Raw genomic sequence first — 20342 nt, forward strand, 5'->3', positions numbered from 1 at the left:
CCGCCATGACCGATCACCCCGACCTGGCCCTGTGTGCGCCCGACGCGTCCGGCGCGTCCCACGCGTCTGGAGCATCCGGCGCATTCGCGGGTATCGACGGCGAGGTGCGCCGCATCCTCGTGCTGCGGGCGCTGGTGCTGGGCGACACGATGTGCGCGGTGCCCGCGCTGCGCGCCGTCCGGCGCGCCTGGCCGCGCGCGCACATCGCGCTGATGGGGCTGCCCGTGGCGCGGGAGTACCTGTCCCGGCTGGATTGCGTCGACGAGTGGCTGCCGTTCCCCGGCTGGCCGGGACTGCCCGAGCGGCCCGCTGACGTGCGTGAGCTGCCGGCCTTCCTGACCGCGATGCAGGCCAGCGATTGGGATCTGGCGATCCAGCTGCACGGCAGCGGCGAGCTGACGAATCCGCTGCTGGCCTTGCTCGGCGCCCGGCACAACGCCGGATTCCACGGACCCGGCGCCTGGGTGCCGCCCGCGGACGCCGGGCGCTTCGCGCCGTGGCCGATGCTCGGACACGAGACGCAGCGCCTGCTGTCCCTGTGCCGTCATCTCGGCCTGCCGGTCGAGGAGGAGGCCCTCGAATTTCCGCTCCGCGACGAGGACGAGGTCGCCCTCCGGCACGCCTGGCCCGGCCGTGATCGAGCGAGACCGGCTACGCGCACCGACCCCGATCCGGGCGATGGCGATGGCAATGACCACCAGGCCGGTGAGGGGGGCTATGCCTGCCTGCATGTTGGGGCTCAGCTTCCGTCGCGGCGCTGGCCACTGCGCCGCTTCGCGGCGGTGGGCCAGGCGCTTCACGATGCCGGACTCACGGTGGTGCTCAGCGGCACGGCGGGCGAGCGGGCCATGACCGGCCAGCTGTCCGCGATGCTCGGCGCCGTGGGCGTGCCCTGCGTGGATCTGGCGGGCGCCACGACGCTATGGTCGCTCGGCGCGCTGCTGCGCGGTGCGCGGGTGCTGGTCTGCAATGACACCGGCGTGTCGCACATCGCCGCCGCGCTGCGCGTGCCCAGCGTCGTCGTCTCCTGCGGTAGTGAGCCGATGCGCTGGGCGCCGTCCGATCGAACGCTTCACCGCGTGCTGGCCAAGCCCGCCCCGTGCCGGCCCTGCGCCTACGCCGAGTGTCCCAACGGCCATGCCTGCGCGCATGCGTTGTCGGTCCTCGAGGTCCTCCAGGCGCTGGAAGACCTGCTGCGGCAACCGCGTGTCGGGCTCGGATCCGTCGGATCCGACGCTGGCGCGTCATCGTCATCGTCATCGTCATCGCCTGACGCTTCCCCAACCTCGAAGGAGGGCCCCCATGTCCCGCCGCCTGCGCATCCTGACGTGGCACGTCCACGGCAACTACTTGTTCAACCTCACGCAGGTACCGCATGACTTCTTCCTCCTGACTGATCCCGCCGGATCGCCCGGCCGGGCGGGGCGCGTGGGCGCGCTGCCCTGGAGCGACAACGTCCACGAGGCGCCCATCGATCAGGTCGCCGACATGCCCTTCGATGTCGTGCTGTACCAGCATCGCGCGGGCTGGGACGAGGACCGACCGCGCTGGCTGTCCGAGGCGCAGCGGCGGCTGCCCCGGATCTACCTGGAGCACGATCCGCCGCAGGAGCACCCCACCAACACGCGCCACTGGGTGCAGGACGAGGGCGCGATGCTGGTCCACTGCACCCACTTCAACGCGCTGATGTGGGACGCCGGCATCACGCCGACGCGCGTGGTCGAGCATGGCGTTCGGCCGCTCACGCAAGAGCGTTGGCAGGGCGGGCTCGAACGCGGCCTGGTCGTCGTCAACCACCTGGAGCGGCGCGGGCGTCGCCTCGGGGCCGACCTGTACCTGCGCTTGCAGGAGCAGGTGCCGCTCACGCTGGTGGGCATGGGCTCGGAGGCGATGCCGGGAGGCTTTGGGGAGTCGTCGCAGCTGACCTTGCCGCGGCAAATGGCGTCGCACCGCTTCTTCCTGTATCCGGTGCGCTACACCAGCCTCGGGCTGGCCCTGATCGAGGCGATGCTGATCGGCCAGCCGGTCGTGGGCCTGGCGACGACCGAGCTCGCCACCGTCATCCGCAGCGGGGAGAACGGCTTCATCGACAACCGCCCGCAGGCGCTGGCCGACGCGATGCGGCAGTTGCTGCGCGAGCCCGGACTGGCGGCGCAGTGGGGCGAGCGGGGCCGGCAGACGGCGCTCGATCGCTTCGGCATCGACCGCTTCGTCGCCGACTGGATGCAGGTCCTTCACGAGGTCACGACATGACGAACACCATGCCAGCCGGCTCGCCGGCGCCGTCTCTCCATGACGAGCCGTCCCCCGCCTTCGGTCACGAGGTGCTGGTCACCGGCGCCGCCGGCTTCGTCGGCAGCCATCTGTGCGAGGCGTTGCTGGCGCAGGGTCATCGCGTGATGGCCATCGACAACCTGAGCACCGGCGACGTCGGCCACCTGGATCGGCTGCTCGGTCACAAGGGCTTCACTTTCCAGCGGCGCGACGTCTGCCTGGAGGTCACGCCCGCGATGGAGCGGGCGACGCGGATCTTCAATCTGGCGTGTCCGGCGAGTCCCGCGCATTACCAGCAGGCGCCGGTGGACACGGTGCTCAGCAGCGTGCTCGGCGTGTGGCGATTGGCGGAGATGGCGCAGCGGACCGGCGCCCGGCTGCTGCAGACCTCGACCAGCGAGGTCTACGGAGACGCCCAGTGCCATCCGCAGCATGAGGACTACTGGGGTCACGTCAACCCCAATGGCGCGCGATCCTGCTACGACGAGGGCAAGCGCTGCGGCGAGGCGATGCTCATGGCCTACCGGCAGGAGCGCGGCCTCGATGTCCGCATCGCGCGGATCTTCAACACCTACGGTCCCAGGCTCAGGCCCGGTGACGGCCGGGTGGTGAGCAACTTCATCGTGCAGGCGCTGCAGGGCGAGGACCTGACGGTCTATGGGGACGGCCGGCAGACGCGCAGCTTCTGCTATGTCGACGACACGGTGCGCGGGCTGATGCGCCTGATGGACGGCGAGCATGTCGGTCCGGTCAACATCGGCAATCCGGGCGAGCACACGATGCTCGACCTGGCCAAGCGGATCCTGGCGATGACCGGCAGCCGGTCGCGCGTGGTCCACCGCCCGCTGCCGCAGGACGACCCGCGCCGGCGATGCCCGGACATCACGCGCGCGGGAGAACTGCTGGATTGGCGGCCCGAGGTGTCGCTGGAGGACGGCCTTCAACGCACCATCGATCATTTCCGCGACGTGCTTGGCGCGCGAAGCGTGACGGTGGCTTGATACGCGAGAGGTCCGCGGCGCGCTCCCACTCCGCCCGCGCGAGTCGCCGCAGTGCGCTCCCTCTCCCGCTTGCGGGAGAGGGCAGGGGAGAGGGTCTTCGGGCTACCCCACTACCCCCTTCACCGCCCGCTCATACGCCCCCACCCGCCGCCGCCCGACCGCCGTGCCGCCCTGCCGCACCACATGCCACAAGCCGCTGCGATGCCAGCGCTGCGGCTCATGCCAATCCGGCCGATCCAGCATCGGATACAGACACACCCCCGCGAGCGGCACGCCCCTGTCGATCGCCCGCCGTGCCTCACTGGCGACGTCGAGCAACCAATCCGCGCGCCCGCGCCCGATGTGCCCCGTCTCCGCGACGATCAGCGGCTTCCCATACCGCTCCCACACTTGCCGCAACAGCTCCGACAGCGGCATCCGCCTCGGATCCCCGAGGTGCCATGCCAATCGCTTCTCGCTCGGCACCTCCCACTGGCTGCTGTGATAGTGGTTCAACCCGATCCAGTCCAGCGCGTCCTCACCGCCGCCAAGGCCCGGCTCCATCCTCCCCGCCAGCATGTCGAACGCTTGCCATTGGAACGACGCGATCCGCTGCGCGAGCGCCCGCGTCTCCTCGCCGTCGTCGCCCGGCGCGACATGTACCACCGGCTCCACATGCAGGAAGCGCGCTTCGGGGTCCACTTCCCGGATCGCCGCCATGCCCGCCAACGCGGCCCGCACGAGGCGCCGCTTGACCTCGAACCCGCTCACCCTCGAATCCTCGGCCCCGGCATCCCCGACATGTGCGCCCGCAGGCCCCATCGCGTTCGTCGACGAGGCGGCCCAGGACAGGAAGCTGATCTCGTTGATCGGCGTGTAGACCCTCGGCCCCGGGCACAACGGCAACAGCGCTCGCGCGGCTTGCGCCGCGAACCGCGCGAAACGCGGCACCAGCGCGTCGTCGAGCAGCGTCAGATCCGGCGGGACCCCATAGTGCATCAGCGTCCACAGCACCTGCAGGCCCTGCCGGCGTGCGGCCCGGGCCATGCGCTTGGCGCGCTCGAAGTCCCACTCGGCGGGTCCGACCTCGGTCAGACGCCAGCCCACGCTCTCGCGCACGCAGCGCAGGCCGAGACGCCGGACGGCCGCGTAGTCCGCCTCGAGAAAGCGGTCATGACCGGTGGCCCGCACCATGTCCAGCGCCTGTCCGCCGCCGTTGACGTGGTCCGCGCCCTCGTAGCCGCCCATCCAGAAGGAGCGAAAGGGCGAGCCGACCGTTTTCACGGCTGCTCGGCGAGCGCCTGCTCGACCATCGCGCACCAGGTGTGGCCGATGAAGATGTGCGCCTCCTGGATGCGGGCCGTGTCCGTGTGCGGCACGACCAGGCACAGGTCGCACAGCGCGCGCATGGCGCCGCCGTCCCGGCCGCTGAGCCCGACGGTGCTCATGCCCAGCCGCTTCGCTTGCTCCAGGGCGCGCAGCACATTGGGCGAATGGCCCGAGGTCGAAATGCCGACCACGCAATCACCCGGGACGCCCAGTCCCACGACCTGCCGAGCGAAGACCTGCTCGAAGCCGTAATCGTTGCCGATGCAGGTCAGCGCGGAGGTGTCCGTGGTCAGCGCCAGTGCAGCCAGCGGGCGCCGCTCGAGCTTGAAGCGACCGGTGAACTCCGCGGCCAGGTGCTGGCAGTCGGCGGCCGATCCGCCGTTGCCCATCAGCATCAGCTTGCGGCTCGCCCGCAGCGTGTCGGCCATCAGCGCGGCGACGCGCGCGATGTCGGCTCGCAGGGTCTCCAGACGGTCGAAGAGCGCGCGATGCTCGCGAAGGCCTTCGTCGAAGGCGTCGATCGGCCCGCGCGCGGGCAGGTGAAGGGGCAGGGCGCTCATGCGGAGACTCCCAGTTCCTCAAGGGTGACGGACGCAGTACCGAACTTGCCCACGACCAGGCCGGCGGCGCGATTGGCCGCGTGGACCGCATCCTCCAGCGACGCGCCGCGTGCCAGGAAACAGGTCAGCGTGGCCAGGACGGTGTCGCCGGCGCCGCTCACGTCGTAGACCTCGCGGGCCTGCGTCGGCATGTGCAGACAGCCTCCCTCGCGCGAGTACAGGCTCATGCCCTCCTCGCCCCGCGTCAGCAGCACATGGTCGATGTCCAGTCGGGCCTGCAGCGCGGCCAGCCGTTCGCAGAGCTCGTCCTCGTCACGCCAGTCGCCGACCGCCTCGCGCAGCTCCGCCAGATTGGGCTTGAGCAGCCATGCACCGCGGTAGGCCTCCAGGTCGTTGCGCTTGGGGTCGACCAGCACGCGGCAGCCCTGCGCGCGGCACGCGGCCAGCAAGGGCTGAACGTCGCGCAACGCGCCCTTGGCGTAGTCGGAGAGCAGCACCCAACGATGCCGGGCGCTGAGCTCGCCCGCCACCGCGTTCAACTCGGCGACGCAGTCGCGTGGGGGCTCGGACTCCACGTCCATGCGCAGCAGCTGCTGCCGCTGGCTGACCATGCGGATCTTTTGCGTGGTGTCGATCGCCGGGCTGCGGACGAAGCGCTGCGTGATGCCCGGCTGGTCCAGCAGCGCGATGAGGCACGCCCCGGCGGTGTCCGTGCCGACCAGGCCGCTGAGCGTGCACGGGCAGCGCAGCCGTGCCAGGTTGAGCGCGACGTTGGCGGCGCCTCCCGCCCGCTGCGATTGCGTGCGCAGCCGCAGGATGGGCACCGGTGCCTCCGGGGAGATGCGGTGCACCGCGCCTTCGAGGTACACATCGAGCATGCAGTCGCCGACGATCAGCACGGCCGGCGGCGCCGATTCCGGCATCAGGTCCGCGTCGGCGTTCTGCCCGGGACCGACGCGGGTTCCGGAGCCCGTCACCGCGCCCGTCACCGCGCCCGGCCCCAACGACCACGCACCGCCGGCCGCGTTCATGGCGCCCCCGCGCGCAGGTGCTCGATGAGCTGGGTACTCGATCGCCCTTCCAGGAAGGGGCCGACGGACACGCGTCCCCCCCAAGCGCGCACGAGCGGCGTCTCCGGCAGATCCTCGACGCGGTAGTCGCCGCCCTTGACGTAGACGTCAGGCCGCAGCGCGGCGAGCAGCGCCTCGGGCGTCGGCTCGTCAAAGCAGGTGACCCAGGACACGCAGCCCAGCGCGCCGACCACGCGCGCACGGTCCTTGAGCGTGTTGAACGGCCGATCGCCCGGCTTGCCCAGCCCGCGCGCCGACTCGTCGCTGTTGAGCGCGACGATCAGGCAGCTGCCTTGCGCGCTCGCCGCCTCCAGGTAGGCCACGTGGCCGGCATGGAGGATGTCGAACACGCCGTTGGTGAACACCAGCGGCCGTGCCAACCGCGGCGCCATTTCCTTGAGCCGATCCGGCGGAAGGAACTTCAGTGCGCTGTCCCATTTGTCGATCATGGCGTTTCCTTGGTGATTCCTTGGCGATTCCTTGACGTGGTCCCCGGGCCATGTGCCGTCAGGTCCGCGCGGTGGGCGTCTGGGCCGAGAGCTCGCGCAGCACGTGGGCGGCCAACGCGTCCCAGTCGGTGAAGGTGGCGTGCGGCTCGCGCAGCGGAGATCGCCGCCACACGGTCTCGCCGCCGCTGTCAAAGAGCAAGCCTCGCGCCCCGGCGCGCTGACCGGCCTCGACGTCGTCCAGCGTGTCGCCGACCATCCAGGAGCGCGTCAGGTCCAGTCCGTGGCGCCGCGCCGCGCCGATCAGCATTCCGGGCGCCGGCTTGCGGCACAGGCAAGCCGGACGTCCGTGGGCGTCGGGTTCGTGCGGGCACAGCATGACATCGTCGATCTCGACCCCGGCCTGCTCGCGCAGTCCTTGCAGCAAGGCTTCCTGCAAGTGCGCGAACTGGGCGCGGCTGAAGTAGCCCCGCGCGATGCCGCTCTGATTCGTCACGATGACCAGCGCCAGTCCTGCGTCCCGCAGCCGGGCCAGCGCCGCGCCGGCGCCGGGCATGAAGCGCAGCAGCGACGGGTCGACGTTGTAGGGCACGTTCTCGATCAGCGTGCCGTCCTTGTCGATGAACAGGCAGGGCCGAAGGGGATGCGGGCGGGCGCGCTCCTCCGGCGCGGCCGTCAGGTCCAGGTCCTGAACCGGCAGCATGCTGATGGGGTCGAGCGGCGTGGTCATGGGCGTTGCGGGGACTGCGGCGGCGGCGCTGCGCTCAAGGCCACGAGGTCTCCTGTGTCGGCAAGACGGTCACTTCCGGCACCACGGTGCCCTCGGGCTGCTGCAGGACCCAGCGCACCGCGCGCGCGACGTTGATCGGCTCCTGCAGCTTGGTCTCGTCGATGCCGGGGAAGCGGTCGAGCAGGAAGGGCGTCTTCATGCCGCCCGCCACCACGGCGGAGACACGGACCTTGCGTTCCCGCAGTTCGGCATGCAGCGCGTGGGACAGACCCAGCAGACCCCATTTGGTCGCGTGATAGGCGCTGGCGTTGGGCCAGGCGCGCTTGGAGGCGGTGGAGGCGATGTTGACGATGTGGCCGCCGCCGGGCTGGTCCAGCATCCGCGCCGAGGCGAACTTGGCCATCAGCAGCGGCCCCGACAGGTTGGTGGCCAGCACGCGCTGCCAATCCTCGACGGCCAGCTCGCTCAGCGGCGCGGTGACGTCGACGGCGGCGTTGTTGATCAGCACGTCCAGCCGGCCGAAGTCGCGCGCCACCGCGGCGACGACTTCCTGGCACTGTCGCGGGTCGGAGACGTCCAGCGACACCGGTACGGCCTGGATGTCGAGTTCGCCCAGGATGGCGGCGCGGTCCTTGGCGCGTTCCAGGTCGATGTCGGCCAGCACGACCCGCATGCCCGCTTCGCCCAGCACCTGCGCGATAGCGGCGCCCAGTCCGCGGCTGCCGCCGGTGATCAGCGCGACCTGACCTTGCAGCGAGGGCGTGTCCGCCGATTCAGCGAAGGAACCCGGCTGGGTAGGCTGGTCGGCCGAGTCTGCGGCGATGGGGGTGTGGATCATGGGTGAACTCCAGGAGGATGAGCGGTGAGAGGGCGGTGAAAGGGGGCGGACGCGGTGGCCACGGGCTTGAGCGTCCGAGTGGAACGGGGAGGGTAGGGAGGGGGGCAGGACGGCGCGACGTGCGGCGGCGGGGCGATGCCCCGCTCAGCGGGACGCCCGGTCTGCGGCCTCCCAGACGCGCGCGCGGATCTGCGCGGCGGTCATCAGCGAGAAGCACTCGTCCCAGATCGGGAAGGCGCCGCTGGCGGCGACGACCAGACCGTCCAGGTGAACGCCACCCCAGAGCAGCGCGTCGTCGCCGACGAGGCGATGCGGCTCGAGCAACTGCAGGCGGCGGCTGTCCATGCGGTGGCGCCAGGACAGCCAGGCTTTGCGGCGGGCGTAGTCGGCGTAGTCGACGTCCCACTTGGCGCGATCGCCGATCGATTGCTCATGCAGGATGCGCGGCTGCGGGACGCCGTCGCCCCAGGCGACGGCGGGGTCGAGCACCACGAGGTGAAGTACGCCGAGTCCGCTGACTTCGGGCGCGGCGAGTTGCGTGAGGATCGACGGGGCGATCGCGTCGATCGCGGCCCGGGCGAGGGAGTCAGTGACGAAGCGGCTGCTCATGGGGTGTCCCGGATCGGAGGAATGACGGGGCGTCGGTCGGAACGGACGCGCGATGGGTCCAAGCAGCAAGGCATGTACCTGCGAGGACTGCGATCAGCTCGAAGACCCTCTCCCCCGCCCGCTCCCGCAAGCGGGCGAGGGCGCAGGAAGGCGGTGCGCGCAAGCCTCACGCGCTCCCGGGTTCGGCGGTCTTGCGATGCTGCTCCGCCAGCACCTCCGCCGGCGTGACGTTCGCGAGCAGCGCCTGGACCTTGTTCTTCCATCCCGCGACCACCGCGCTCTCGCCGTCGACCATCGCCTCGAAGCCGGTCTTGGCCACTTCCTCCGGCGGCTGCTTCTCCCCCGCGCCGACCTTGGTGTCCGTCAGCTCCGCGCGCTCGAAGAACTCCGTGTCCGTCGGCCCCGGCATCAGCACGGTGACCGTGATCTCCGTGTCCTTGAGCTCATTGCGCAGCGCATACGCGAAGGAGTCGATGAACGCCTTGCTCCCGTTGTAGACCGCCTGGAAGCTCCCCGGCATCAACCCGGCGATGGAGCCGGTGATCAGGATCTTCCCGCCGCGACGCGCCCTCATGTCGCGACCCACGCGCTGGATCAGGTCCAGCGTCCCGGTAATGTTGGTATCGATGACGTGACGGACCGCGCCGAAGTCCTGATCGAGAAACGCATGTCCCAGGCCGTGGCCCGCGTTGGCGAGCAGCGCGGCGACGCCGCGGCCGGCGATGGCGGCCTCCAGCTGATCGACGCCCTGCGCCGTGGCGAGGTCGACCTGGACTGTTTCGACCTGTGCGTCCAGCGCGCGGGCCGCCTCGGCCGTGTCGTCGAGCGGCCGATCGGCGGCCAGCAGCAGGTCGTAGCCATGGCGGGCGGCTTCGAGCGCGAGCTCGCGGCCGATGCCGCTGGACGCACCGGTGACGATGGCGAGCCGTTGAGCAGTGTGGGTGGTCATGACGTCGTGAGGACGACCTTGCGGCAATCCTCCTCCTTCTTGTTGAAGACCTCATAGCCGCGCGCCGCCTCGGTCAGCGGCAGGCGGTGCGAAATGATGGTTTCCGGCTTGAGCCGGCCCAGCGCGATCTGCTCGAGCAGCTCGGGCATGAAGCGCTGCGCATGCGTCTGGCCGCTGGCGAAGCTCAGGCCCTTCTCGAAGGCGTCGCCGAACAGGAAGCCGTGGATGAAGCCCGCGTACACGCCGGGCACGCTGACCACCCCGCCACGCCGCGTGGCGGCGATCGCCCAACGCAGCGAGGTGCCGGCCGAGCCCTCCAGCTTCAGCGTCGCCAGCACGGTCTCCACCGTGCTGCCCTTGGCCTCGAAACCCACGGCATCGATCGAGGCATCCACGCCGCGGTGGTCGGTCTGCTCGATGATGAACTGCGCCGGATCGTCGACGCGGTCGAAGTCGATCGGCAGCACGCCGTAGGCCTGCTGGGCGAAGGCCAGGCGATACGGGTGATGGTCGACCATGAAGATGCGCTCGGCGCCCAGCAGACGGGCGCTGGCCGCGGCCATCAATCCGACCGGTCCGGCGCCGAAGATCGCGATCGTCGAACCGGCCGTCACCTGCGCGTTGAGCGCCGCCTGGTAGCCGGTGGGCAGGATGTCCGACAGAAACAGGACCTGCTCGTCCGCCAGCCCCGTGTCGGGAATGACCAGCGGTCCGACATTGGCCTTGGGCACGCGCACGTACTGCGCCTGGCCGCCCGGATAGCCGCCGTACAGATGGCTGTAGCCGAACAGGCCCGCGCCGGGCCGAAGGTCCTTCTTGTTGAGAATCGCGCCGCGGCCGGTATTCGTGGTCTCGCAGGCCGCGAAGAGCTTGCGGCCGCAGAAGAAGCAGTCACCGCAGGAAATGGTGAAGGGCACGACGACCCGATCGCCGCGCCGTACACGGGTGACGCCGGGGCCGACGTCCTCGACGACGCCCATGAACTCGTGGCCGAGGATGTCCCCGTCCTTCATGTCGGGGATCTTGCCGCGGTAGATGTGCAGGTCGGAGCCGCAGATCGCGGTCGCGGTCACGCGCAGGATCAGGTCGTCGTCCGCCGCGAGCACCGGGTCGGGCACGGTCTCGACGCGCACGTCGTGCGCGCCGTGATAAGTCAGGGCCAGCATGGGAGTTCCTCGGTGAGGGAGATGGCGTCGACAGCGCAGGCGCAGCAGGCATCGACGGAGAAGTCGCCACAGGGCGATCGATGGAACGAAGACGGGCAAGTCCGATGCCCACTGGGATTCCGCACGCAGAGGCGGACCACGAGCCTTGCGACTCCCTCTCCCGCTTGCGGGAGAGGGCAGGGGAGAGGGTCTTCGAGGACCCCGGGAGCGTCGCCTGCTACGCAGCCCCTGGACCTTCCCTTCATCGACCAACGAGGACCCCATGGCCAAGAAGCCCTCCGCCCCTGCCGCTCCTGCCAAGGCATCACGCACGAGCGCGACCACCGCCGCCAAGGCCGCCGCGCGCAACACCGACAGCGGGCCCGCTCAAGGGGCTGTCGACGGCGACGAGGATCCCGCGCTCCAGAAAGCGGTGCAGACCGAGTCGGCTGCGCAGTCGCTCGCGTTCAACGCGACCAAGGCGGCCGAGCACGGCGCCGCCAACGGCCTGAACCCGCCCCCCGGCGCGACCGCGAGTTTCCCCTCGCGCCTCCCCACGGCCAGCACACTCTCCGAATCGCAAACCAACGACAAGACCGGCACGCAGGCGCCCGAGGGCCGAAACGCCACCATCTCGTCCCTGGACCGGGTTCGCGTCGACTCCTTGGGGCAGCCGCTGACGACCAACCAGGGCGTGCGCATCGCCGACAACCAGAACTCGCTCAAGGCCGGCACGCGCGGCCCGGTGCTGCTGGAGGACTTCATCCTCCGCGACAAGCTGACCCACTTCGACCACGAGCGCATCCCCGAGCGCATCGTGCATGCGCGCGGATCGGCGGCGCATGGTTACTTCGAGGCCTACGAGGCGCTGCCCGCCCTCACCAAAGCCGCGCCGTTCCGCGAGGCGGGCAAGCGCACGCCAGTGTTCGTGCGCTTCTCCACCGTCGCGGGCGAGCGCGGCAGCAAGGACACCGCGCGGGACGTGCGCGGATTTGCCGTCAAGTTCTACACGGACGAGGGCAATTGGGATCTGGTCGGGAACAACATGCCCGTGTTCTTCATCCAGGACGCGATGAAGTTCCCGGACCTGGTCCATGCGGTCAAGCCCGAGCCGCATCACGGCATGCCGCAGGCCGCCAGCGCGCACGACACCTTCTGGGACTTCGTGTCGCTGATGCCCGAGTCCACGCACATGCTGATGTGGGTCATGAGCGATCGCGCGATCCCTCGCTCGTACGCGACCATGCAGGGCTTCGGCGTCCACACCTACCGGATGGTCAACGAGGCCGGAGAGTCGGTCTTCGTGAAGTTCCACTGGTCGCCCAAGGCCGGCACGCACTCGCTGGTATGGGACGAGGCGGTGAAGATCTCCGGCGCCGATCCGGACTTCCACCGCCGCGACCTGTGGGAGCGCATCGAGAGCGGCGCCTTCCCCGAGTACGAGCTGGGCTTGCAGGTCTTCACCGAGGAGGAGGCGGCCAGGTTCAGCTTCGACGTCCTGGACGCGACCAAGATCGTTCCCGAGGAGCTGGTGCCGGTGCGGCCGGTCGGCCGCCTGGTGCTGGACCGCAACCCGGACAACTTCTTCGCGGAGACCGAGCAGGTCGCGTTCTGCACGGCCAACATCATCCCGGGGCTGGACTTCTCGAACGATCCGCTGCTCGCGGGCCGCATTCATTCCTACGTGGACACGCAGATCAGCCGGCTGGGCGGTCCCAACTTCCACGAGATCCCGATCAACTCGCCCATTGCGCCCGTTCACAACAACCAGCGTGACGGCATGCATCGGCAGGCGATTCATCGCGGGCGCGTGGCCTATGAGCCCAACTCCCTGGGCGGGGGCTGCCCGTTCCAGGCCGGGGCGGCGCAGGGCTTCACCTCGGTGGCGGCGCGGCTGCAGGCGCGCGAGGATCAGGCCAAGGTCCGCGCCAAGCCGGAGCTCTTCGCCGAGCACTACAACCAAGCGCGTCTGTTCTACGAGAGCCAGACCCCGCCGGAGCAGGCGCACATCGCGGCCGCCTTCCGCTTCGAGCTGAGCAAGGTGACCGTGCCGGCGATCCGCGAGCGGATGGTGGCCTCTCTCCGCAACGCGTCGGAGGAACTCGCGGCCCGCGTGGCCGAGGGGCTGAACATGCCGCTGCCCGAGCCGATGCCGCTGGCCATCGGCAAACCGCCCAAGCCGGAGGTCCGGACGTCCCCGGCCTTGTCGCTCACCGCACGACCGGGCGACGGCTCGATCGCGGGGCGCAAGGTGGTGATCCTGGTGGCGGATGGCGTGGCCGGTCAGACGGTGTCCACCGTGCATGCATCGCTGTTCGAGCAAGGCGCGGTGCCGCGCTACGCCGCGACACGCATCGGTCCCGTGGCGACCTCGGACGGCGTGGCAATCCAGGCCGACGTATCGCTGGAAAACGAGCCGGGCTTCCTCTTCGACGCGCTGGCGCTGCCCGACGGCGACGAGGCGATCGACGCACTGCATCGTGACGCCCACGTCTTCGAGTTCATCCGCGACCAGTTCCGCCACTGCAAGCCCATCCTGGCGCTGGGGCAGGGCGTGCGGCTTCTGGAGGCGGCCGGACTCGGTCCGGCCTTGTCTCCGGTGCCGGCGCCGGGGATCCACTTGGCGACGACGGCGGAGGAGGGGGTGCGCGCCCTGATCGCGGACCTGGGCGGGCCTCGCCACTTCGATCGGGAGACCGACCCGCCCCGGGTGTGAGCGCACTCGCTCGCATCGACACTTCGGACGATCGCCATGACACCTTCACGCGGCGCGCGCGTTCGCGCGTCCACGCTCTCCAGGTCCCGCCGGGTGCTGCTGCTCGTCGACTTCATCAATCCCTTGCGCTTCGAAGGCGCGGAGGCGATCGCGCCCCAGGCCGTCGAGGCCGCCCGCGCGACGGCGGCGTTCAAGCAACGCTGTCGCGGCGACGGGTGGACCGCGGTCTATGTCAACGACAACTTCGGGGAGTGGTGCTCCGACGTGTCGGTCCTGATCCGGGAGTGCCGCCGATCAGGCGGCGCGGCGGCTGAGCTGGCGCGCCTGCTGGCGCCCAAGGACGGCGACCTGTTCGTGCTCAAGCCGCGACATTCGGGGTTCTATCAGACGCCTCTTGCTTTGCTGCTCGACGAGCTGGGGGCGCGGCAACTGGTCATCACCGGACTGGCCGCGGACTACTGCGTGCAGAGCACGGCCATGGACGCCTACGTGCGTGGCCATCGGGTGTGGGTGCCGAGCGACTGCACCGCGGCGGAGTCCGCGCAGCAAAAGGAACTTGCGTTGCAATGGATGAGGGAGCACCTGAAGGCGCGCATCACGCCGTCGAATCGCGATCACCGCGCGGCGAAACGACACGCTACTTCTTGACGATGCTGATGCTGCCGTCGGTCTCGAGGATGGCGAGCTTGAGGTCCCGCAGCGCGCAATCGGCTTCGCGCAGTGCCTTCTGCGCATCGGCGGGGCTCAGGCGGTGTCGACTCAGCACCTCGGGGAACCACCGGCCGTCTCGGCCGACCAGCACCGGGCAGCCTTCGAGCAGCCGCTCCAGGCGCTTGCTGCGCGAGCTGACGAAGCCCAGCAGGCCGTTCATGGCGATCAGCGCCGCGGCCAGGATCCACGCGCCGACGACCGAGTCGTCCCCGCCGCTGAGTCCGTTGCTGACGGCCTCGCTCAGCAGCATGACCACGAGGAGGTCGAACGGCGTGAACTGGCCGACGGTCCGTTTGCCGGAGACGCGGACCATGATGAAGAGCGCGATATAGATGAGCGCGGCTCGCGCCAGCAGTTCCCAGGCATTGACTTGAAGGTCGAACATCCGCGATGGAGAGGGAAGTGGAGGTCGAAAGCCGTTCGGGCGGCAAGGCGCATTCCCAATCGCGAGCTGGCGGAGCCGCCGCCTGCTTGCCCGCCATGGCGGCCGACACCGGCTGCCCATCCCGTCGGGCAAGCCCCGTGCCGGTGATCGAGCGGCATCAGCGGGCATCGGTGTTGCCGCGCAGCATCGCAGCCGACGGTGGCGCAAGGAGTTTCAACATGGCATCCAGCAATCACATCGCCTTTCCGAAGCAATCACAACCGTGGCCGGGTCTGGCGCGGGACATGACCCCACGCCCCGACCACGGTGAGACGTCCTACGTGGGGCATGACCGGCTTCGCGGGCGGCGAGCATTGATCACCGGGGGAGACAGCGGCATCGGACGAGCCGCGGCCATCGCTTTCGCTCGCGAAGGGGCGGATGTCGCCATCAACTACCTTCCCGCCGAGGAGCCCGACGCGAGCGAGGTGATCGAGTTGATCCGCAAGGCCGGTCGCAAGGCGGTGGCGATACCGGGCGACCTTCGCGACGAGGCCTTCTGCCAGCAGCTCGTTGAAACGGCCGTGCGCGAGCTGGGAGGGCTGGATGTCCTCGTCAACAACGCCGCGCGGCAGCAGAGTCACGACTCGATCCTCGATATCTCCACCGAGGCGTTCGACTGGACGTTCAAGACCAACATCTATGCGCCGTTCTGGCTGAGCAAGGCGGCGATCCCGCACCTGGCGGCCGGGAGCGCCATCATCAACACTGCCTCGGTGAACTCGTACGACCCGGGCGAGAACCTGCTGGATTACGCATCGACCAAGGGAGCGATCCTGATCTTCACGAAAGGGCTGGCGAAGCAGCTCGCCGCGCGCGGCATTCGCGTCAACGCGGTCGCTCCGGGCCCGTTCTGGACACCGCTGCAGGTTTGCGGCGGACAGACGCAGGAGAAGCTTCAGAAGTTCGGCGCCGACACGCCGATGGGACGAGCCGGGCAGCCGGCAGAGCTCGCCGCCGTGTACGTGCTCCTCGCCTCGCAGGAGTCCAGTTACGCGACCGGTCAGGTGTACGGGATGTCGGGAGGCCGCGGAGACCCTTGACCCTGCGGGTTGAGCATAAGGGTTTCTACCAATCCTTGAGGGCCTTGAACTCGCTCCAGCGAGCTCCTAAATCCGAGTCGATTCGCCACCAATCGATTCGGATGAGGAACTGGATCATGGCCACGCATCAAGACCCTTCCCACCGCGCTCGCGAGGAGCGCGCACCGCGCCAGGCTCGGCTTCCGATGACCCCGTCGCAGCTTCAGGCCTACCTGCTCGCCCGCGAGACGCTGCGGCGATTCAAGCGCTCATCGAGCCCTTGTTTCGCCCGCGATCCCGGCGCCCGGCCCAAGCCGTCCCCGGGCCGCGACCAGCCACGCTGATCGCCCCGCGCGCGCTGCAACGCAGCGTGCGGGCCCGCGCATGTCCTGACGATTCATCCCGACGACGGAAGCGCTCCGGCGTCGTCCTGTTTCATCGACCACGGAAAGGAGAGGTTTCATGTTCGACAACACCCTGTATCGACCTCAAGCGCTGCTGGAGCAGCTCTCGCAGTTGCAGCAGGCGCTGTCGCGTTCCCTGACGCCGGGCGGCGCGCCGGATGGCATCCGCGCCGCGGCGGCCGGCAGCTTCCCGCCGATCAACGTCGGACGGACCGAGCGTTCCATCGAGGTCTATGCCTTCGCGCCCGGCCTGGATGCCCAGGGCATTGACGTGACCGTCGAGCGCGGCGTGCTGCGCCTCTCGGGCGAGCGCCGGCCCACGGAGCGCCAAGCCGGGCAAGGCGTGCAGGTCTACGCGGCGGAACGCTGGCATGGCCGGTTCAGCCGGGCCGTCGCGCTGCCGGACGATGCCGACACCACCAGCGTCCAGGCCAGTTATCGCGATGGCGTGCTGCGCGTGAGCGTCGGCCTGCGCGAGGCCGCCCGCCCACAGCGCATCAACGTGCAATGACCCCAGGAACGATGCAAAGGAGTTGCCATGTCTGATCAGAACAACCTGACCGTCTCCAGGAACGACGCGGCCGGCGTGCCCGCGGCCGCTTCGTCGCCGACGAGCCGCGCCGGCCAGGGCGAGCGTGCCGCCGCCGCGCCCGCCGTGGAGATCATCGAGGATGGCATCGGCATCACGCTGTTGGCCGACATGCCCGGCGTGTCCCGCGAGAAGCTGGATGTGAGACTCGACGGCGAGACGCTCGTGATCGAAGGAGACACCGCTGTCGAGGGCCCCGAGGGCATGCGCGGCCTGTGGGCGGAGGTCCACGTGCCTCGCTATCGCCGCAGCTTCACGCTCAGCCGTGAGCTGGACACGTCGCGGATCGAGGCCGGGATCAAGGACGGTGTGCTGACGCTGCGCATCCCCAAGCAGCCCCACGTGCAGCCACGGCGCATCGCGGTGTCGTTGGGCTGACGCGCGGCCAGTCGGAGGTTCCGTTGGTCCCGTGGAGATGCGCCATGGAGTGCTATCGCGTCAAACTGCCGCCTGGTGCGCGGCTCGCCGGCTTCACGGCCACCGGGCAGCGCATGCCCATCCTCCCCGGCGAATACCACGTGCATCGGCTCCGACCGAAAGTGGCGCTGCGCGCCGGCGTCGACGCCTTGCGCTTTGTCGGCCCGTATGGTCCTGACACCGACATCCATGTGCCGTTGGCCGCGGGGGCCGACGTCCGTCTTGCACTGCCGCCAGAGGCCGTTGTTGCCGTGCAGGAGTAGTCTGGCTTCGGCATGATTGCTTCGGCCACCAATGGGCGATTCACTCGCCGACGGATCAAGCGAGTGGCTCACCCATTGGACGCAGTGAATGGCGGCGGCGACATGCCCGACGTTCGGGCCAGCTGAATCAGGCGTTCCTCCACCGCCATTGACGCGCCACGCAGAAAGCGCAGCTCGTTGTCTTCGAAAGCGCTCCATGGGCGATGGTCGAGCACGCACAGCGTGCCCAGACAGACGCCGTTCAGATGGATTGGCATGCCCGCATAGAAGCGAATGGAGGGGGCTCCGGATACCAGGGGGTTGTCGCTGAATCGCTCGTCCTGCCATGCATCCAGAACCACCAGCGGCATTGGCCACCACAAGGTGTGGGCGCAGAAGGAGCAGCTTCGTGGGGTAGCGCGAACGGGCAGGCCGACCTGCGCCTTGAAGAACTGGCTCTCTGCATCGATGAACGTCACCGCGGCCATTGGCACACGGAAGGATCTCGCCACAGTGGTGGCCAGGGCGTCCAAGAAGGGGTCGTGCGCCCACGACAGCAGGTTGTATCGGCGCAGCACGTTCAAGCGCAGCGCCTCGTCTTGCGGATAGGGCGGGGCGATCATGCGGTCTCCGCCGTATGGATGCGCAGATCGCCGCACAGGATCACGGGGCGATCCTGGATCTCGAAGGCGATGGAGGCGGTCAGGCACATCCAGCCGCCTTGTAGTGTGAGGTAGGGGCGCGTGAGCTGAACCGCCCCCGGGAAGGAGACAGCGCGGCGAAAGTACTGGCGCCTCGACCAGCGGGCGCCGGCGCAGTCGCGCAACGGCTCGAACTGCTCGGTGCCGGCCAGCCGCCGGCGCAGGCCCTCGTCCCGAAATGCGATGTCGCCGACCTGGCGCCCCCGGTCGTCGAGCAGGTAGCACATGGTGGCCGACTCGGCGGCGAGGAAGCTGGCGCAAGCGGTCTGCATCGATGCGCCCGCCGCGAGCTGGATGCTCGCCACCTTCAGGTCGTCGCAATGCGTGCCCATGGATTCGCGCCAGCGGTCGTCGGCGCGCGACTGTCCTTCGTCGAAACTCTCCCAGGCCTGCTGCATCGGCGGGTGGTCGTCGTCGACCTGGACAACTTCGGCGGCCGGCCGGCCAAAGTAGTACCCCTGGACGAAGTCCACGTCACAAGTGAGCGCCACGTGAGCGCCGGCTAGGGTCTCGACGCCCTCGACCAGAACCAAGGAGCCGCATTCCTGTATCAGGGACACCATGCGTTGCAGGATGCGCCTGGCCTTCGCGTCGCACTTGGCGCGCAGCAGCACGCGACGGTCCAGCTTCACCAGATGCGGACGAAGATTGAAGATGCGCTCGAAGTTGGAGTGGCCCGCGCCGAAATCGTCCAGCGCGATGAGGCACCCCAGGTCGCGCAGCCGCTCCAAGGCCGGGTAGACGCGGTCCTCCGCGAACAGCGGAGACTCGAGCACTTCGACCACGATGCGCGAGGGACGGATGCCGCTGTGCGCGATCGCGAGCAGGATGTCCTCCAGCGCGCCGGTGTCCGGCAGCAGCGTCATCGGGTGGAGATTGATCAACAGCCACTCCACGGCGTCCCGCTTGCCCGCGGTGACGTAGGCATCCAAATGCTGGCGGACCGCGCGCGCATCCAATGCAGCCAAGGCTGCGGGAGCGCTGATCGAGGCGAAGAGCTCATTGGGCGGGACCGGGCGGCCATGCACGTCTTGGGCGCGCAACAGGGCCTCATGTCCGACCAGTCGTCCGTGGGTAAGGGAGAAGACCGGTTGGAAAGCTGTGTGCAGCGTGAGATTGCCCGGGGCGTGTGAGGGGACAGAGGGCTCGGCGAGAACTGACATGGAGCGCGAGGCGCCGCGAAACGCCGGAAGTCGTGATCCGAAATCTGAGCGAGGCGCCCGGGTTTGGCATGACCGCCGGGTGCTCTCGCAGCGGAGTTTTGCAGGGGAGGGCCTTGCCTGGAAGTCGCGATTGCCGGCTCCCCGCGTAAGCCATTTGCTGACGACTGCGGCGACCGCTTCGGCGCTGCCCATTCCATGGATTCATCGCTGCCAGGGCGCTGTCGATGTCCTGAGGCGAGATGACGGGGCTGCGATCCGGAAGCGGGTTTCGCCGTTCTCGCGACAAGTGAGGCATCGAGCATCTGCAACGTCGGTTGCTTGAGGATCATTGGCACGGGAGGCGCCCCGGAGCGGGAACGCGGGAGCGCCCCTTGCTGAAGCCTCGCCATCAACCCAGGAGTTCCCCATGACCGACCACGCCGCCACCGACGCCGAACGACGCGCCAAACTCTGGAGCCTCATCAAAGACATCCGCATCGGGCTGTTCACCACGCAACACAGCAATGGACATCTGCATTCACGACCCATGACCTTGCAGAACCAAGACCTTCATGAGGATGAATCGCTGTGGTTCTTCATGTCGCGCAGCGGCGACCCCTTCGAGGACGTGGTGGCCTCGCCGCAGGTCAATGTGGCGTTTGCGAATCGGGACGACGATACCTACGTGTCGGTGTCCGGGACCGCCACGCTCAGCGAGGATCGGGCCAAGCGCAAAGAGCTCTGGAGCAAGGCGGCGCAAGCGTGGTTCCCGCAAGGGGTCGACGATCCTGATCTGGCGCTCGTCCAGGTGCGGATCAGCCATGCCAGCTATTGGGACGTGAAAGCGTCCAAGCTGATGCAGCTCTATGCCATGGCCAAGTCCGCCGTCACCGGAAAACCGCCCGCCGATCTCGGGGAGACTGGGAAGGTCAGGATGGATCGCTGATCTTCTGTCCCCCTCACCGCGTGAGAGCCCGCCGGGTCTCGCCCCGGCCGGCGAGTCCCTTTGTCAGCCGACAAAGGAACCAAAACGGCTTGGCCGAC

General features: G+C 69.1%; 22 protein-coding genes. 10 read left to right on the forward strand and 12 right to left on the reverse strand.

Annotated elements, in window-relative coordinates; genetic code table 11:
* Positions 1–5 precede the first annotated feature (5 nt).
* From ABDW59_RS04385 to ABDW59_RS04395, 3 genes are read left to right on the forward strand one after another with little or no spacing between them, the layout of a single operon-like run.
* Positions 6–1379, forward strand: a complete 1374-nt coding sequence (locus ABDW59_RS04385) for a glycosyltransferase family 9 protein (RefSeq protein WP_343628268.1) — start codon at positions 6–8, stop codon at positions 1377–1379.
* Entirely contained in the window at positions 1303–2253 is a 951-nt protein-coding gene (locus ABDW59_RS04390; protein WP_343628269.1) for a glycosyltransferase family 4 protein, read from the forward strand. The genes ABDW59_RS04385 and ABDW59_RS04390 overlap by 77 nt, the downstream gene beginning before the upstream one ends.
* Positions 2250–3275, forward strand: a complete 1026-nt coding sequence (locus ABDW59_RS04395; RefSeq protein ID WP_343628270.1) for a UDP-glucuronic acid decarboxylase family protein — start codon at positions 2250–2252, stop codon at positions 3273–3275. Before ABDW59_RS04390 ends, ABDW59_RS04395 begins: the two co-directional genes overlap by 4 nt.
* Before the next feature lie 102 nt (positions 3276–3377).
* On the opposite strand, the gene ABDW59_RS04400 is transcribed toward ABDW59_RS04395, so the two are convergent.
* The 9 genes from ABDW59_RS04400 to ABDW59_RS04440 form a co-directional block, all read right to left on the reverse strand.
* Entirely contained in the window at positions 3378–4538 is a 1161-nt protein-coding gene (locus tag ABDW59_RS04400) for a beta-glucosidase (protein WP_343628271.1), read from the reverse strand.
* Positions 4535–5143 (reverse strand): D-sedoheptulose 7-phosphate isomerase, encoded by a 609-nt coding sequence (locus ABDW59_RS04405; protein ID WP_343628272.1) that lies wholly within the window; start codon positions 5141–5143, stop codon positions 4535–4537. Before ABDW59_RS04405 ends, ABDW59_RS04400 begins: the two co-directional genes overlap by 4 nt.
* Positions 5140–6174 carry a D-glycero-beta-D-manno-heptose-7-phosphate kinase gene (gene rfaE1 / locus ABDW59_RS04410; RefSeq protein ID WP_343628274.1) on the reverse strand — a complete coding sequence of 345 codons (1035 nt, stop codon included), beginning with the start codon at positions 6172–6174 and terminating at the stop codon, positions 5140–5142. Before rfaE1 ends, ABDW59_RS04405 begins: the two co-directional genes overlap by 4 nt.
* Positions 6171–6662 (reverse strand): adenylyltransferase/cytidyltransferase family protein, encoded by a 492-nt coding sequence (locus tag ABDW59_RS04415; RefSeq protein ID WP_343628275.1) that lies wholly within the window; start codon positions 6660–6662, stop codon positions 6171–6173. The genes rfaE1 and ABDW59_RS04415 overlap by 4 nt, the downstream gene beginning before the upstream one ends.
* Before the next feature lie 58 nt (positions 6663–6720).
* A complete protein-coding gene (locus ABDW59_RS04420) occupies positions 6721–7389 on the reverse strand; it encodes an HAD family hydrolase (RefSeq protein ID WP_343628276.1) in 669 nt (222 codons plus the stop codon).
* A 34-nt stretch (positions 7390–7423) separates the two neighbouring features.
* Positions 7424–8227: an SDR family oxidoreductase gene (locus ABDW59_RS04425; RefSeq protein WP_343628277.1), complete on the reverse strand. Its 804-nt coding sequence runs from the start codon at positions 8225–8227 to the stop codon at positions 7424–7426.
* Positions 8228–8371: 144 nt separating this feature from the next.
* Positions 8372–8836: a hypothetical protein gene (locus tag ABDW59_RS04430; RefSeq protein WP_343628278.1), complete on the reverse strand. Its 465-nt coding sequence runs from the start codon at positions 8834–8836 to the stop codon at positions 8372–8374.
* Between the two features lie 166 nt (positions 8837–9002).
* Positions 9003–9785 carry an SDR family NAD(P)-dependent oxidoreductase gene (locus ABDW59_RS04435; RefSeq protein WP_343628279.1) on the reverse strand — a complete coding sequence of 261 codons (783 nt, stop codon included), beginning with the start codon at positions 9783–9785 and terminating at the stop codon, positions 9003–9005.
* A complete protein-coding gene (locus ABDW59_RS04440) occupies positions 9782–10951 on the reverse strand; it encodes a zinc-dependent alcohol dehydrogenase (protein ID WP_343628280.1) in 1170 nt (389 codons plus the stop codon). Before ABDW59_RS04440 ends, ABDW59_RS04435 begins: the two co-directional genes overlap by 4 nt.
* 262 nt (positions 10952–11213) lie before the next feature.
* Between ABDW59_RS04440 and ABDW59_RS04445 the strand changes: the two genes are divergently transcribed.
* Positions 11214–13646 carry a catalase gene (locus ABDW59_RS04445; RefSeq protein WP_343628281.1) on the forward strand — a complete coding sequence of 811 codons (2433 nt, stop codon included), beginning with the start codon at positions 11214–11216 and terminating at the stop codon, positions 13644–13646.
* A gap of 36 nt (positions 13647–13682) precedes the next feature.
* Positions 13683–14294, forward strand: a complete 612-nt coding sequence (locus ABDW59_RS04450; RefSeq protein ID WP_343628282.1) for an isochorismatase family cysteine hydrolase — start codon at positions 13683–13685, stop codon at positions 14292–14294.
* On the opposite strand, the gene ABDW59_RS04455 is transcribed toward ABDW59_RS04450, so the two are convergent.
* The gene (locus tag ABDW59_RS04455; protein ID WP_343628283.1) at positions 14284–14742 is read right to left on the reverse strand and encodes a YetF domain-containing protein; all 459 of its coding nucleotides are present in this window, start codon (positions 14740–14742) and stop codon (positions 14284–14286) included. The genes ABDW59_RS04450 and ABDW59_RS04455 overlap by 11 nt on opposite strands.
* 95 nt (positions 14743–14837) lie before the next feature.
* Here ABDW59_RS04455 and ABDW59_RS04460 point away from each other — a divergent pair, with 95 nt between their 5' ends.
* The 4 genes from ABDW59_RS04460 (at position 14838) to ABDW59_RS04475 (ending at position 17476) form a co-directional block, all read left to right on the forward strand.
* The gene (locus ABDW59_RS04460; protein WP_343628285.1) at positions 14838–15824 is read left to right on the forward strand and encodes an SDR family oxidoreductase; all 987 of its coding nucleotides are present in this window, start codon (positions 14838–14840) and stop codon (positions 15822–15824) included.
* A gap of 441 nt (positions 15825–16265) precedes the next feature.
* Complete coding sequence (locus ABDW59_RS04465) at positions 16266–16718, forward strand: Hsp20/alpha crystallin family protein (RefSeq protein WP_343628286.1); 453 nt, start codon at positions 16266–16268, stop codon at positions 16716–16718.
* A gap of 27 nt (positions 16719–16745) precedes the next feature.
* Positions 16746–17174 carry an Hsp20/alpha crystallin family protein gene (locus ABDW59_RS04470; RefSeq protein WP_343628288.1) on the forward strand — a complete coding sequence of 143 codons (429 nt, stop codon included), beginning with the start codon at positions 16746–16748 and terminating at the stop codon, positions 17172–17174.
* A 44-nt stretch (positions 17175–17218) separates the two neighbouring features.
* Positions 17219–17476: a hypothetical protein gene (locus tag ABDW59_RS04475; protein ID WP_343628289.1), complete on the forward strand. Its 258-nt coding sequence runs from the start codon at positions 17219–17221 to the stop codon at positions 17474–17476.
* A gap of 68 nt (positions 17477–17544) precedes the next feature.
* On the opposite strand, the gene ABDW59_RS04480 is transcribed toward ABDW59_RS04475, so the two are convergent.
* Positions 17545–18078, reverse strand: a complete 534-nt coding sequence (locus tag ABDW59_RS04480; protein ID WP_343628290.1) for a GAF domain-containing protein — start codon at positions 18076–18078, stop codon at positions 17545–17547.
* The gene (locus ABDW59_RS04485; protein ID WP_343628292.1) at positions 18075–19511 is read right to left on the reverse strand and encodes an EAL domain-containing protein; all 1437 of its coding nucleotides are present in this window, start codon (positions 19509–19511) and stop codon (positions 18075–18077) included. The genes ABDW59_RS04480 and ABDW59_RS04485 overlap by 4 nt, the downstream gene beginning before the upstream one ends.
* Before the next feature lie 214 nt (positions 19512–19725).
* On the opposite strand from ABDW59_RS04485, the gene ABDW59_RS04490 reads away from it, so the two are divergent.
* On the forward strand, positions 19726–20244 hold the full coding sequence (locus tag ABDW59_RS04490; RefSeq protein WP_343628293.1) for a pyridoxamine 5'-phosphate oxidase family protein: 519 nt from the start codon (positions 19726–19728) through the stop codon (positions 20242–20244).
* Positions 20245–20342 lie beyond the last annotated feature (98 nt).

Origin of the sequence: Roseateles sp., from assembly GCF_039595295.1 — a bacterium.
Taxonomy (GTDB): domain Bacteria; phylum Pseudomonadota; class Gammaproteobacteria; order Burkholderiales; family Burkholderiaceae_C; genus Roseateles.

Bases quoted from the DNA above. Each gene is read 5' to 3' on its own strand.
- ABDW59_RS04385 (WP_343628268.1), top strand. From the start codon at position 6: ATGACCGATCACCCCGACCTGGCCCTGTGTGCGCCCGACGCGTCCGGC.
- ABDW59_RS04390 (WP_343628269.1), top strand. From the start codon at position 1,303: ATGTCCCGCCGCCTGCGCATCCTGACGTGGCACGTCCACGGCAACTAC.
- ABDW59_RS04395 (WP_343628270.1), top strand. From the start codon at position 2,250: ATGACGAACACCATGCCAGCCGGCTCGCCGGCGCCGTCTCTCCATGAC.
- ABDW59_RS04405 (WP_343628272.1), bottom strand. From the start codon at position 5,143: ATGAGCGCCCTGCCCCTTCACCTGCCCGCGCGCGGGCCGATCGACGCC.
- rfaE1 (WP_343628274.1), bottom strand. From the start codon at position 6,174: ATGAACGCGGCCGGCGGTGCGTGGTCGTTGGGGCCGGGCGCGGTGACG.
- ABDW59_RS04415 (WP_343628275.1), bottom strand. From the start codon at position 6,662: ATGATCGACAAATGGGACAGCGCACTGAAGTTCCTTCCGCCGGATCGG.
- ABDW59_RS04420 (WP_343628276.1), bottom strand. From the start codon at position 7,389: ATGACCACGCCGCTCGACCCCATCAGCATGCTGCCGGTTCAGGACCTG.
- ABDW59_RS04425 (WP_343628277.1), bottom strand. From the start codon at position 8,227: ATGATCCACACCCCCATCGCCGCAGACTCGGCCGACCAGCCTACCCAG.
- ABDW59_RS04430 (WP_343628278.1), bottom strand. From the start codon at position 8,836: ATGAGCAGCCGCTTCGTCACTGACTCCCTCGCCCGGGCCGCGATCGAC.
- ABDW59_RS04435 (WP_343628279.1), bottom strand. From the start codon at position 9,785: ATGACCACCCACACTGCTCAACGGCTCGCCATCGTCACCGGTGCGTCC.
- ABDW59_RS04440 (WP_343628280.1), bottom strand. From the start codon at position 10,951: ATGCTGGCCCTGACTTATCACGGCGCGCACGACGTGCGCGTCGAGACC.
- ABDW59_RS04445 (WP_343628281.1), top strand. From the start codon at position 11,214: ATGGCCAAGAAGCCCTCCGCCCCTGCCGCTCCTGCCAAGGCATCACGC.
- ABDW59_RS04450 (WP_343628282.1), top strand. From the start codon at position 13,683: ATGACACCTTCACGCGGCGCGCGCGTTCGCGCGTCCACGCTCTCCAGG.
- ABDW59_RS04455 (WP_343628283.1), bottom strand. From the start codon at position 14,742: ATGTTCGACCTTCAAGTCAATGCCTGGGAACTGCTGGCGCGAGCCGCG.
- ABDW59_RS04460 (WP_343628285.1), top strand. From the start codon at position 14,838: ATGGCGGCCGACACCGGCTGCCCATCCCGTCGGGCAAGCCCCGTGCCG.
- ABDW59_RS04465 (WP_343628286.1), top strand. From the start codon at position 16,266: ATGTTCGACAACACCCTGTATCGACCTCAAGCGCTGCTGGAGCAGCTC.
- ABDW59_RS04470 (WP_343628288.1), top strand. From the start codon at position 16,746: ATGTCTGATCAGAACAACCTGACCGTCTCCAGGAACGACGCGGCCGGC.
- ABDW59_RS04475 (WP_343628289.1), top strand. From the start codon at position 17,219: ATGGAGTGCTATCGCGTCAAACTGCCGCCTGGTGCGCGGCTCGCCGGC.
- ABDW59_RS04480 (WP_343628290.1), bottom strand. From the start codon at position 18,078: ATGATCGCCCCGCCCTATCCGCAAGACGAGGCGCTGCGCTTGAACGTG.
- ABDW59_RS04485 (WP_343628292.1), bottom strand. From the start codon at position 19,511: ATGGGCAGCGCCGAAGCGGTCGCCGCAGTCGTCAGCAAATGGCTTACG.
- ABDW59_RS04490 (WP_343628293.1), top strand. From the start codon at position 19,726: ATGACCGACCACGCCGCCACCGACGCCGAACGACGCGCCAAACTCTGG.